Origin of the sequence: Burkholderia stagnalis (assembly GCF_039848545.1) — a bacterium.
Taxonomy (GTDB): Bacteria; Pseudomonadota; Gammaproteobacteria; order Burkholderiales; family Burkholderiaceae; genus Burkholderia; species Burkholderia stagnalis.
The window spans coordinates 314,561-327,244 of the sequence record NZ_CP156685.1; the positions used below are offsets into that span (position 1 = coordinate 314,561).

Here is a 12,684-nt window from a genome sequence, read left to right on the forward strand (position 1 = left end):
TCGGACGCCGGTCGCGCACGCGATCCCGTTTCGCCACGGCACTTCGTTCGGTCTCACCCTCAGCCCCTGGAGCCTTTTGTATGCACGAGTCTTCCATCATCACCAACTCGAACGACGACCAGCTCGCCGCGCGCCGCGAACTGTTCGACCTGCTGCACGCGTATCCCGCGACCCCCGAGGAACTGGAGCGCTCGCTCGGCCTGTTCGTGCGCGGCTCGCTGCTCGCGCGGATCCTCGGCACGTTCGAGGTGTACCAGCAGATCGTGAAGCTGCCGGGCTCGATCCTCGACATGGGCACGTGGCGCGGCCAGACCGCGGTGCTGTGCGAGAACTTCCGCGCGATCCTCGAGCCGCTGAACTTCCAGCGCCGCATCCACGCGTTCGATACGTTCACCGGCTACGCAGGCTTCTCGGATAACGACTCGCGCGATCGCAAGCTGTTCTCCGACGGCACCTATTCGGTGGAAAGCGGCTACGCGGACCTGCTGCGCAAGCTGCTGTCGCTGCACGAGCGCAACAACGCGATGGGCCACGTGAACGGCAAGCACCATGTGTGGGAAGGCGACTGCCGCGACACGCTGGCGGCATTCAATGAAGCGCACCCGGGCGAGACGATCGCGCTCGCGTGGTTCGACCTGAACGTGCCGCTCCCGACGGAGCAGGCGTTCGAAGCGGTGCTCGAGCGGCTCGTGCCGGGCGGCGTGGTCGCGATGTGGCAACTGATGCGCGGCCATCAGGCGCCCGCGGAAGGCATCCACTACCTGCAAAAGGTGCTCGGCAAGATCCCGCACCAGATCCACCGCACGCAGGCATACCCGTCGCTGTGCTACCTGACGTTCCCGGAAGGCGGACGGGGGCGCAAGTAAATGAAGATCGCGATCCTCGGCAACGGCATCCTCGGGCTGATGACGGCCCGGGCATGGCAACGCGCGGACCCGGGCGTCGAGCTCGTGATCGTCGGCCCGGCGCTGCGCCCGGGCTCGGCGACGCGCGCGGCGGCGGCGATGCTCAACTCGTTCACCGAACTCGAAGGCGACTCGCTCGGCACGCCGCTCGACCGCTTCAAGTTCGAGCTGAGCCGCGCGGCGACGGCGGCCTGGCCCGGCGTGTTTGCCGAGATCTGCACGCCGGCGCGCGAGGTCGCCCACGGGTTCGGCACGTACGTGCTCAACAACGCGGCGACCGACGCGCTCGACGATGAGAACTTCGCGGCGGTGAAGCGCTTCTGCCGCGAATTCGAGGAGCCTTGCGAGGCCGTCGATCCGTCAGGCATCCCGAACTATCACCCGGACCCGCGCTATCGCGCGCTGAACGCGCTCTACCTGAAGCGCGAGGGCTGGGTCAATCCGAAGCAGTTTCTCGACGCGCTGACGGCCTCCGTCGCACAGGCCGCCAACACGACGCTCGTCGATGCCGAAGTCGAGCGGCTCGACATCGCGGGCGGGCGCGTCGTCGCGGCGCGGCTGTCCGACGGCAGCACGCTCGACGCGGACCGCTTCGTGCTCTGCAACGGCGCGAACCTCGGCGAGGTGCTGCGCGCGAGCGCGCCCGAGCTGCCGGTGCAGCGGCTGTTCTACGGCATCGGCATGTCGGTCGAGCTGCAGAGCAAGGAGCACGTGCACACGCACTGCATCCGCACGACCAACCGCGGCCTCGCCTGCGGCGTGTATTCGGCGCCGTACGGGCCGGACCGCACGCTGATCGGCGCGAGCAACTACATCAGCCCGGTGCCGATCGACCACGGCCACGTCGGCAGCGCGTACTCGCTGCTGAAGGCGGCGATGGACCAGATCAACAGCAAGTTCTACCGCGCGAACCTCGTCAACGTGAACGTGGGCTGGCGGCCGATGACGTCCGACCTGTATCCGCTGTTCGGCGAGACCAGCGTGCGCGACCTGTGGATCCTCGGCGGCACCAAGCGCGACGGCTTCCACCTGTCGCCGGTGCTGTGCCGCGACCTCGTCGCCGCGATGCGCGGCGAGCCGATCGACCCGCGCTACGCGGAACTCGCGCCGGAGCGGCCGCTGATCCGCAACATGACGCGCGAGGCCGCGATCGCGAAGACGGTGCGGCACCAGATCAACGCCGCGTACCAGCACGACTTCGAGCCGGCGCGCAACCGCATGGTCGAGCAGCTGCAGCGCTCGATGCGCGCGGACCTCGAGGCGCTGCACGACCAGATCGGCGCGACCGACTGGGGCATTCCGCCCGAGCTGGTCGACATGTACCGGTACGGCCACATCCCGGCATGAGCGGCACGCCCCTGAGACCCGTCGCGAAGCGCGTGGCGATCCTCCAGTCGAACTACATCCCGTGGAAGGGCTACTTCGACCTGATCGCCGCGTGCGACGAGTTCATCCTGTACGACGACGCGCAGTACACGCGCCGCGACTGGCGCAACCGCAACCAGATCAAGACGCCGCAGGGCGTGCAATGGCTGAGCGTGCCGGTGAAGGTGAAGGGCAAGTATCACCAGCCGATCCGCGAAACCGAGATCGACGGCGCCGACTGGGCGCCGCAGCACTGGAAGCGGCTGCAGCAGAACTACGCGCGCGCGCCGCACTTCGCGCGCTATGCGGACGCGCTCGAGGCGCTCTACGTCGGCCGCCGGTACGACACGCTGAGCGAGCTGAACCGCACGCTGCTGACGTGGGTCAACGAGCAGCTCGAGATCGGCACGCGCATCTCGTCGTCGTCGGACTACGACCTGCACGGCGATCGCACCGAGAAGCTGCTGAACCTGTGCGTGCAGGCCGGCGCCACCGAATACCTGTCGGGCCCGGCCGCGCGCAGCTATCTGGACGAGAACCTGTTCGCGCAAGCGAACGTCGCGGTGCGCTGGTTCGACTACCCGGCCTATCCCGAGTATCCGCAGCAGTGGGGCGCGTTCGTGCACGGCGTGACGGTGCTCGACGTGCTGTTCAACTGCGGCCCCGACGCGCGCCGCTACGCGCTGTTCCCGCGAGCGTGACGCGATGCCCGCGCATGCATCCCGGCACATGAAACCGCACGGCGACGGCCCGTGCGCCCGCGCGATCGCGGCCCGCCGGGACGCCTGAGCGGCACGCGTCCCGCGCCGCGCCGCCGATCGCCCGTCACTTTCCGAGGACCCTGACCATGTTCGGCCCACCCAACCTCGATTGCATTCCGTTCGGCCGCCCGTTCGTGGTCGGCAAGGAGCTCTACTACATCGCGAAGGCGGTCGAGCAGGGCGGCCTGGCCGGCGACCAGGCGTTCACGAAGCTGTGCCACCAGTGGCTCGAGGCGCGCATCGGCTGCCGGCGCGCGCTGCTCACGCACTCGTGCACGGCCGCGCTCGAGATGGCCGCGATCCTCGCCGACGTGCAGCCCGGCGACGAAGTGATCATGCCGTCCTACACGTTCGTGTCGACCGCCAACGCGTTCGTGCTGCGCGGCGCGACGCCGGTGTTCGTCGACATCCGCCGCGACACGCTGAACCTCGACGAGACGCTCGTCGCCGCCGCCATCACCGAGCGCACCCGCGCGATCGTGCCGGTGCACTACGCGGGCGTCGCGTGCGACATGGACACGATCGGCCAGCTCGCCGAGGATCACGGCCTGTGGGTGATCGAGGACGCCGCGCAGGCGCTGCAGTCGACGTGGAACGGCAAGCCGCTCGGCAGCCTCGGCCACCTCGCATGCCTCAGCTTCCACGAGACCAAGAACGTGATCTCGGGCGAAGGCGGCGCGCTGCTGGTGAACGACCCGCGCCTCGTCGAGCGCGCGGAGATCATCCGCGAGAAGGGCACCAACCGCAGCCAGTTCTTCCGCGGGCAGGTCGACAAGTACACGTGGGTCGACGTCGGCTCGTCGTTCCTGCCGGGCGAGCTGATCGCCGCGTTCCTGTACGCGCAGTTCGAGCACGCGGACGTGATCACCGCGCAGCGGCGCGCGACCGTGCAGCGCTACCAGGACGCGCTGCAGCCGCTGCACGCGGACGGGCTGATCGCGCTGCCCGCGATTTCGCTGGCCGAGCGCGGCAACGGCCACATGTTCTATTTCCTCGCGCGCGACCTCGCCGAGCGCAGCGCGCTGCTGCAGCAGATCCGCGACGCGGGCGTGAACGCCGTGTTCCATTACGTGCCGCTGCACAGTTCGCCGGCCGGCCAGCGCTATGGGCGCTGCGGGTCCGGCATGCCGGTGACGGAGCTCGTCGCCGACCGGCTCGTGCGGCTGCCGCTGTACCACGACATGACCGAAGCCGAACAGGACCGCATCCTCGAGGTGGTCTTCGATTTCTACCGCACCCGATGACGACGACGATTCCGACTTCCGGCCCGACGCACCGCGGGTCGCGCATCTTTGCGCGGCTCGACCACCCGTACTACGTATGCGCGCCGAGATACCGGCAGACGTCCGGCGGGGTCCGCGCGATGCACTACCTGTGCCACGTGCTGAACCTGCTCGGCCACGAAGCGTATGTCAACACGGATGGCATGCATCCGGACCTGCGCACGCCGCGGCTGACCAACGACATCGTGCAGTCGCACGCCGACGCGAATCGCAGCGCGATCGCCGTCTATCCGGAAATCGTCTCCGGCAATCCGTTCGGCACGCGCACCGTCGCGCGCTACCTGCTCGCCGAACCCGGCCGCATCGAGGGCAACGCGATCGACCTGCAGCCGAGCGACCTCGTGTTCACGTTCGGGCCCTCGCTGGTGCCCGCAGGATGGCAGGCGGACCTGCTGCGCATGCCGCTGGTCGACACGCGCATCTTCAACAGCGACGGCGTCGACGACGCGCGCCGCAGCGGCACGGCCGTCGTCATCAACCGGCATCTGATACGCGGCGGCAGCCTGCATCCCGTCACCGCCGATTCGATCGAGATCTCCAACCGCGTGCCGGAACGCTCCGCGCACGAACTCGCGGCGCTGTTCCGGCAGGTCGAGTGCGTGTACCTGTACGAGTGGTCGACCGCCGCGTTCGAGGCGCTGCTGTGCGGTTGCCCGGTGGTGTGCATTCCGAACGACGCATCGCTGCCCGAGCCGTACCGCTGGGTGATGGACGGCAAGGGCATCGCGTGGGCGCTCGACGAACAGGAGATCGCCCACGCGAAGGCCACCGTTCACGAAGCGCGCGACGCGTACCTGCAGGAAGAAGAGACGTTCTGGCGGCAGCTGCAGACGTTCATCGACAAGACCCAGGCCCGCGCGGACGAACTGGACGCGCTGGCCGTGGCGGCCGGCGCCGCCGGCCGCCAGCCGGCCTCGCCGCGCAAGCGCCTCGCGGTCGTGACCGCCGAGCCGGCCGAGCACGCGCGCGCCGGCGTGCGCTTCGTGCAGCCGTTCGCCAGGCTGGCGCACGAATGGGAATTGAGCTTTCCCGTCACGCACGCCGGCATCGATGCGGACGCGCTGCAGCGCGCCGACCTGATCGTGCTGCAAGGCGACACGCCGGGCCTGCTGTCGCCGGCCGCGCTGGAACAGCTGTTCGCGCTCGGCAAGCCGATCGTCCACGAAATCGACGCCCCGCTCGAAACGCTGCTCGCCGGCACGCCCGGGGCCGCCGACAACGCGCGCCGCAGCGCGAACGTGCGCTACGCCGCGCAGCGCGCGCACGCGCTCGTCGTGCCGTCGGAGGATCTGGCGCGGCAGTACCGGCAGGTCAACGCGTCGGTCCACGTGCTGCCGACCGATATCGACGTCGAACGGCTGCACCGTGCGGCGCCCGGCGTGCGCGATCACGTGAACCTCGCGGTGTCCGGCGCCGGGCTCGACGGCCCCCGTCTCGAACAGGCCCGGCTGGCGCTGGCCGAGCTGCGCCGCCGGTATCCGGGCAGGCTCCGCGTGTCGTTCGTCGGGCCGGCGCTGCCGGCCGGCTGGGAAGGCGATCCGGACGTCACGCTGATCGCCGCGCCCGCGCCCTATGACGCGTATGCGGACCAGTTGAAGCACGCCGACCTCGACATTGCGCTGGTCGCGTCGCCGGTCACGCTGCGCGACGACGATCCGCCGCGCGCGTGGCTCGAATGCTCGGCGGCCGGCGCGGCCACGGTGCTCGTCGCCGCGCCCGCGCCAGGCAGCGCGATCGTCCACGGCCGCACCGGCTGGCTCGTCGCCGACGCCGTCGACGCGTGGGTCGACGCGATCGCGCACCTGATCGAGCATCCGCAGGCGCGCGCGCAGCTCGCCACAGCCGCGCAGGACGCGATCCGCGCGCGGCACGACGTCAACCGCAACGCCGCGCGCCACGGCGCGCTGTATGCGCGGCTGCTGGAGCAGAACCGGACACCGGCGCCCGGCGCCGCGAGCGCGGACGCCGCGCCGCGCCGCAGGCGGCTCGTCGTGTATTCGGTCGAGCCGCCCGAAAGCGCGTCGGCGCGGGTTCGCCTCGTGCAGCCGTTCGACCGGCTGCGCGACGAGTGGGAGTTCGTCTGGGGCATTCGCGACGGCCGGATCGACAGCAGCGTGCTGGCTGACGCCGACGCCATCCTGCTGCACCGGATGACGCCCGGCGTGCTGACGGACGACGGCCTGCGGGCCATCTTCAGTCTCAGGAAGCCGGTGATCTACGAAACCGACGACCTGCTGACCGACCTGCCCGCCGCGCATCCGCTCGCCGCGCCGGGCGGCATGGCGCGCGCCGGGCTCGAGTACGCGCTGCTCAACGCGGCGGCCGTGATCGTGTCGACGCCGTTCCTCGCGGGCCGCTACCGGCTGTCGAACCCGCGCGTGCACGTGCTGCCCGACTGCGTCGATTTCGATCGCTTCCATCAGCCGGTGACCGCGCGCGACGATGCGTACGTGACGATCGGCATCGCCGGCGCGGCGCTGCGCGACGAGAATTTCGCGCTCGTCGACGCGGCGCTGCAGGCGATCTGCGCGCGCCATCCGGGCAAGGTGAGGATCTGCTTCATCGGCGCGCACGTGCCGGCCGGCTGGGCGTCCCATCCGGCGGCTACCTGCGCACCCGCGGCCGCCGACTACCGCGCGTACGCGCAGCGCCTGCTGGAGCGGCGCTGGGACATCGCGCTGCTGCCGCTCGCCGACACCGACTACAACGCGGGCAAGAGCACGATCCGGTGGCAGGAATACGCGGCGGCCGGCATCGCGACGATCGTCAGCGACCGGCCGGCCTATCGCTGCTCGCTCGACGACGGGTGCGACGGCCTGCTCGTCGACGATACGGCGGCGGCATGGCTCGACGCGATCGAGCGGCTGATCGCGCAACCCGCGCTGCGCCGCCGGATCGCCCGCACCGCGCAGGCGAAGGTGCGCAAGCATCACGCGCTGCAGCAGGCGCTGCCGCGCTATCGCGACGTCTATCTGCAATGCGCCGGCCAGCCTGCCGCCGCGCCGGCCGCAAGCACGGACGCGCCGATTCCCGGCGTGCTGATCCTCGACGCCCACGGCGACCTGGAGAAGGTGCGGCTCAATCTCGACGAAGTCGCGGCGCTGCCGGAGCAGGATCTGCTCGCGGTCGTGGTGACCACGTCGCAGGCCGCGCTGCCCGGGTGGACCGACAAGGTGCGCTACCTCGGCACGACGACGCAGGAGTACGCGGCAACCGTCGAGCAGCTGTGCGCGCTGCCGGCCTTCGACTGGAAGCTGATCATGGAGGCGGGGGATCGTGGCAATGCGGGCGCGCATGCGCCCGTCGATGTGACGACTGTGTAGCGTTGCGCGGGCGGGGCCGTCGCGGAGGTCCGCCGGCCCCGCCCGCCGTTCAGTTGCTCGAACACCCGCCGCAGCCGCTCGAGCCGCATGAGCTCGAACTGCACGAACTCGATCCCGAGTCGCTCGAGCAACTGCTGTCGCCGCCATCCGAATCGGACGACCCGCCGCCTTTCGCCGCGGCAGGCATCGCCAGCGGCGCCATCAGCGGATTCGCATACGCGGCCCACGCGGTGCCGGCGAGCGCGCCGGCACCGAACAGCGCGGTCGCCCACAGCAGCGCGTCCGGCGTGGCGCGGTCGTCCCGGCGCGCCTCGCCATGCGCATCCAGTGCCGCCTGGCCGCCGCGCGTCATGCCGCCGCGCCCGAACCCGCTCAGGCGCGCACTCACGAGGTGATACCCGATCGAGAACCCGGCCATGCAGATCATGAGGAGCAGCACCGGCCGCCCGCGGCTCAGGCCGATCGCGAGCTTCGCCGCGCCCGTGCCGAACACGAGCAGCGCGATCGCGCGCGCGGCGATCCGCGCCGTACGCATGTCGCCGGGCGCCCACAGCCAGCCGTTGCGGCGCAGCCCGGCGACGATGCCGGACTCGCGCTGCGCGAGACGCGCGCGAAACGCCCCATAGGTCGTTTCTCGGCCGGGCTGCGCGTTCAGCCAGGCCCATTCGTCCGCCAGGTGGCCCGTGTGTGCGCGTGCCGAATCGGCAACCCGCACCCGCGAGCCGCGCTTGTGGACCTGGAGCCAGATCGCGTCCGCATGGAGGAGCGACAGCGTCGCGACCTGCGTCATCCGCGACGCGCCGCCCGCGAGATACCCGGCTTCCTCCGCGCTCAGGTCGGGTGACGATTCACGGTGGCGTGCGCCCCACGGGCGGCAGCGGTGTTCGAGCCGCTGCAGGCCCGCGATCAGCAGCAGTGCGGCCACGCAGGCCGGCACGTAGAACGCGAGGAACTGCGGGCCGGAGAAGTTCAGCACGTTGAAATCCCGCGCGGATGCGCAGGTTGCCGCGACGCTCGCCAGCGCGGCGGGCCATGACAGTCTCGTCAGGCGGCGCAGGCGGTGCGCGATGCGCTCGCGGCGGGAGGGTTCGGTGTGCGCAACGGTGTGCGCAACGGTGTGCGGCTCATCGGGCGTGCGCGCCGCCGGTTCGGGCGCCGGACGCGGCCAGATCGTCTCGGGCGGCTCGCTGCCGAACAGCCGCCGATAGCTGTCGAGCGTGCGCCGGTAGTGCCGCGCGTACCGGTCGGCTTCGTCCGGTGCGCCGGTGCCGGGCATGTGGTGCAGCGGCGCGCGCAGCACGTCGGCGCAGAACACGTCCCAGTATTCGCGCGTGTACTGCAGATGCAGGTGCCACGCGGCGTCCACCGCGTGCGACGGCGTGACCGGATGGCCGGCCGCCTGTGCGAGGAACGCGAAGCGCTTGTATTCGTCGATGACGCCCAGCGCGTGCGCGTGCGTCCAGCCTTGCGCGTCGGCGAGGCGGCGGCTGTAAGGCTGCGGCGCATCGGGCGCGTCCGGCGAATAGGCCTGCAGGCGCGCGAGCAGCGCGCGCTGCGGTTCGGTCAGCGCGCGTGCATCGGCCGCGGCCGGGGAAGACGGGAAGCGAGCCATCGGAGGGGTCGCGCGATGCGCGGACGGCCGCCGCGATCGACGCTTGCTGTTGTCGTTGCGGGGGATTCTCGCATGGGGGTGCGGCGGGTGGAATACGGGGTGCATCGTCCGCCTGCATGCGCGATGGCCCGGCGTTCGGTGTGCCGTCGCGCGCCACGCCACGCTATGGCGCGTCACGCCGCAGCACGAGGCCGCGCTTGCCGGCATCGACCACACCGACCCACGCATTGCCGTCGACACGCGCGACGCGCACGTCGCCCGCGATGCGGCGCGTCGTCGTGGCCTGGCGCGTCGACAGGTCGATCGTCGCGAGCGTGCCGGCCGCCGGCTTGTCGCATGTCGTGCCGATCACGGTGATCGTCGAGCCGGTCACGCCGATCGATGCGAGATCGCACACGATCTTGCGCGTCGTGAACTGCTGCGCGAGCTTGCCGGCCGGCGAGACGACCGCCACCGACAGCGCCGTCGGCGTGGTCGCGACGTAGTACGCGGCGCCGTCCGCGCTGAACGCCGATGCCTCTACACGCGCGTCGGGTGGCGACACGTAAGTCGACGACTGGTACTTGTGCTGGTCGACGTTGATCCGCGACACCGCGAAGCCCTCGCGGCCGCCCGACGCGCCGCCCGCGTTCGGCATGAACTGTCCGGCGACGCGCAACTGGTTCGCGGAAAGCGCCGCGGTCGTGCCGGTCCAGAACGCGCCGTTCGGGATCGTCGTCACGCCAGCGCGCGCAAGCTGCGTGTCGAAGCGCGCGACGTAATTGCCGAGCTTGCCCTTGCGCTCGAGCGCGTCGCTCGTGCCGCCCGCGACCGTCACAGCGTTGCCGTCGACGTCGAGCAGGTAGGCCCACTCGTCGAACCCGGCGCCGACCGGCTCGCGCTTCAGCAGCTTGCCGTCCGCGCCGAGCTTGTTCAGCACCACCTTGGTCTGGTTGAGGCTTTCCTCGATGTGGGTGCGCTCCTGCGTCAGCACGAAATACGCGCCCTGCCCGGCCGCGCAGCGCACCGCGTCGTTGCCGACGTACGGGCGCTCGAACGGCAGCCGCGTGCGCCATGCGACGCGCTTCGCGCCGGCATCGACCAGCGCGACCCATGCGTCGTGCTTCGTGCCCATCTCGTCCATGACTTCGCCGGTGACGCAGTATTGCCCGTCGGCGACCTTGTCGACCGACGATGCGATGAATCCGTCGGGCATCCCGAGCGGAATGTCCTCGGCACGCGCGGCGTGCGCGGCCGTACCGAATGCGGCGGCCACCAGAACGGAAAGACTGGCGATCGAATGCTTCATGGCGTCCTTGTCTTCGTCGATCGGTACGCGTCGTGATTGCAGCGCCCCGGATACCGTCTGATGATTCGCGCGAATTGTATCCCGGCGAACGCGGCGCTCCGCCAGTAAGGCTCACGTAAAATTCCCCGTCCGTTCCACGGTCCCGCACAAGGGGGCGACATTGCAGACGAAGCAGAAGATCCTGGTCAGCGCATGCCTGCTCGGCCAGCCGGTGCGTTACAACGGCGCGGCCAAGACCGCCGCGCATCGCGCGCTCGACGAATGGCGGCAAGACGGGCGCATCGTGCCCGTCTGCCCCGAGCTGGCGGCGGGCTTCGGCGTGCCTCGCCCGCCGGCGGAAATCGCGGATGGCGCATCGGGCCAGCAGGTGCTGGCGGGCGGCGCGCGGGTCGTCGAGACAACGGGCAAGGACGTCACCGCGCCTTACATCGCGGGCGCACAGGTCGCGCTGGGCCTCGCGCGCGCGCATGGCTGCGGTTTCGCGCTGCTGGCCGACGGCAGCCCGTCGTGCGGCAGCCGCTTCATCTACGACGGCAGCTTCGCGGGCCGGAAGCATCCCGGCGCGGGCGTGACGGCCGCGCTGCTGCGGCAGCATGGCATCGAGGTGTTCGCGGAGTCGGAGATCGACGCGCTGCGTGCAAGGCTCGCGCAACTCGATTGAGGCGGCACGCAGCGCCCGGCCCGATGCGGCGGCGGCCGCGCTCCGCTATACTCGCCCGATGGACCTGAAACCGACCTCGTCGAAGCTGCAACGCTGGTGGCGCGCCTGAACCCGGCGGCCCGTTTCTTCCTGTCTTTTCCCAACGCGATGCCGCCAGTCCTGGCGGCATTGTCGTTTCTGCGCTGGCGGCTGGTGGTGTCTGACCATGGAGCCCCAGACCATGACTCAAACGCCCCTTCCCGTCATCCTCACCGGCGACCGCACGACCGGCCCGCTGCACCTCGGCCATTACATCGGCTCGCTGAGCGCGCGCGTGCGGCTGCAGCACGAGGCGCGGCAATTCCTGCTGCTCGCGGACACGCAGGCGCTGACCGACAACGTCGGCCGGCACCGCAAGGTCACTGACAACGTCGTCGAAGTCGCGCTCGACTATCTCGCGGCGGGCATCGATCCGCAGAAGTCGACGATCCTGATCCAGTCGCAGGTGCCCGAGCTGGCGGAGCTGGCGCAATACCTGCTCAACCTCGTCACCGTCGCGCGGCTCGAACGCAACCCGACCATCAAGGAAGAAATCCGCCTGCGCGGCTTCGAGCGCGACATTCCCGCCGGCTTCCTCACCTACCCCGTCAGCCAGGCGGCCGACATCACCGCGTTCCGGGCCACGCACGTGCCCGTCGGCGACGACCAGTTGCCGATGATCGAGCAGACCAACGAACTCGTGCGCCGCTTCAACCATACGGTCGACCAGCAGGTGCTGGTCGAATGCGAGGCCGTGCTGTCGTCGGTCACGCGGCTGCCCGGCACGGACGGCAAGGCCAAGATGAGCAAGTCGCTCGGCAACGCGATCGCGCTGGGCGCGTCGCCGGACGAGATCACGAAAGCGGTCAACGACATGTATACCGACCCGAACCACCTGCGCGTGAGCGACCCGGGCCAGGTCGAGGGCAACGTCGTGTTCGCGTTCCTGGATGCGTTCGAACCCGATGTGCAGAAGGTCGATGAACTCAAGGCGCACTATCGCCGCGGCGGGCTCGGCGACAGCGTCGTCAAGCGCATGCTGAACGAGCGGCTGCAGGCGCTGCTCGAACCGATTCGCACGCGGCGCCGCGCGTTCGAGAACGAGCGCGGCGAGGTGATGGCTATCCTGCAGCGCGGCACGCTGCGCGCGCGGGAAGTGGCTGCGCAGACGCTCGCGGATGTGAAGCGTGCGATGGGGCTGTGCTACTTCGGGGGCTGATGGTGGTATTGGCCGGAGGCAGGGTGGGCAACCCCTGCCTTCGGAGTTTTACGTACGCCCCACCCCGCCTTGCCTATCAAGGCCCTGCGCCACACGCCCACAGCAAAACCAAGGCTGCACAAGCTCGCGCAAGGCCAATCCATCCCACCCAGTCTGCAATCCAGCTGCACGCGCCCCGCGCCCATCGCGATCGCGACACGCCAGGCTGAAGCGTAAAACGCGCTGCCGGCGCGGGCACGCGCTGCACTG

At 70.3% G+C, this 12,684-nt stretch carries 9 protein-coding genes; 7 read left to right on the forward strand and 2 right to left on the reverse strand.

Going from position 1 to position 12,684, the window contains the following annotated elements; all coding sequences use genetic code 11:
- Positions 1–80: 80 nt before the first annotated feature.
- The 5 genes from ABFO07_RS01545 to ABFO07_RS01565 all read left to right on the forward strand — a co-directional run bounded on the left by ABFO07_RS01545 (position 81) and on the right by ABFO07_RS01565 (position 7,637).
- Complete coding sequence (locus tag ABFO07_RS01545; RefSeq protein ID WP_059563920.1) at positions 81–866, forward strand: class I SAM-dependent methyltransferase; 786 nt, start codon at positions 81–83, stop codon at positions 864–866.
- Complete coding sequence (locus ABFO07_RS01550; protein ID WP_347468132.1) at positions 867–2,252, forward strand: NAD(P)/FAD-dependent oxidoreductase; 1,386 nt, start codon at positions 867–869, stop codon at positions 2,250–2,252. It abuts the gene before it with no gap.
- Positions 2,249–2,971: a WbqC family protein gene (locus tag ABFO07_RS01555; RefSeq protein WP_060351695.1), complete on the forward strand. Its 723-nt coding sequence runs from the start codon at positions 2,249–2,251 to the stop codon at positions 2,969–2,971. The genes ABFO07_RS01550 and ABFO07_RS01555 overlap by 4 nt, the downstream gene beginning before the upstream one ends.
- Before the next feature lie 146 nt (positions 2,972–3,117).
- Positions 3,118–4,275, forward strand: a complete 1,158-nt coding sequence (gene rffA / locus ABFO07_RS01560; protein WP_059563917.1) for a dTDP-4-amino-4,6-dideoxygalactose transaminase — start codon at positions 3,118–3,120, stop codon at positions 4,273–4,275.
- Positions 4,272–7,637: a glycosyltransferase family protein gene (locus ABFO07_RS01565; RefSeq protein ID WP_347468135.1), complete on the forward strand. Its 3,366-nt coding sequence runs from the start codon at positions 4,272–4,274 to the stop codon at positions 7,635–7,637. Before rffA ends, ABFO07_RS01565 begins: the two co-directional genes overlap by 4 nt.
- Positions 7,638–7,686: 49 nt before the next feature.
- Here the strand turns inward: ABFO07_RS01565 and ABFO07_RS01570 are convergent, their stop codons facing one another.
- Together ABFO07_RS01570 and ABFO07_RS01575 are read right to left on the reverse strand one after the other, a co-directional pair.
- Positions 7,687–9,249 carry a TIGR04222 domain-containing membrane protein gene (locus ABFO07_RS01570; protein WP_347468136.1) on the reverse strand — a complete coding sequence of 521 codons (1,563 nt, stop codon included), beginning with the start codon at positions 9,247–9,249 and terminating at the stop codon, positions 7,687–7,689.
- A gap of 163 nt (positions 9,250–9,412) precedes the next feature.
- The gene (locus ABFO07_RS01575; protein ID WP_347468138.1) at positions 9,413–10,537 is read right to left on the reverse strand and encodes a hypothetical protein; all 1,125 of its coding nucleotides are present in this window, start codon (positions 10,535–10,537) and stop codon (positions 9,413–9,415) included.
- Positions 10,538–10,697: 160 nt separating this feature from the next.
- On the opposite strand from ABFO07_RS01575, the gene ABFO07_RS01580 reads away from it, so the two are divergent.
- Together ABFO07_RS01580 and trpS are read left to right on the forward strand one after the other, a co-directional pair.
- Positions 10,698–11,198: a DUF523 domain-containing protein gene (locus ABFO07_RS01580; RefSeq protein ID WP_059892111.1), complete on the forward strand. Its 501-nt coding sequence runs from the start codon at positions 10,698–10,700 to the stop codon at positions 11,196–11,198.
- Positions 11,199–11,418: 220 nt separating this feature from the next.
- The gene (gene trpS, locus ABFO07_RS01585; RefSeq protein ID WP_060017477.1) at positions 11,419–12,435 is read left to right on the forward strand and encodes a tryptophan--tRNA ligase; all 1,017 of its coding nucleotides are present in this window, start codon (positions 11,419–11,421) and stop codon (positions 12,433–12,435) included.
- Positions 12,436–12,684: the final 249 nt, after the last annotated feature.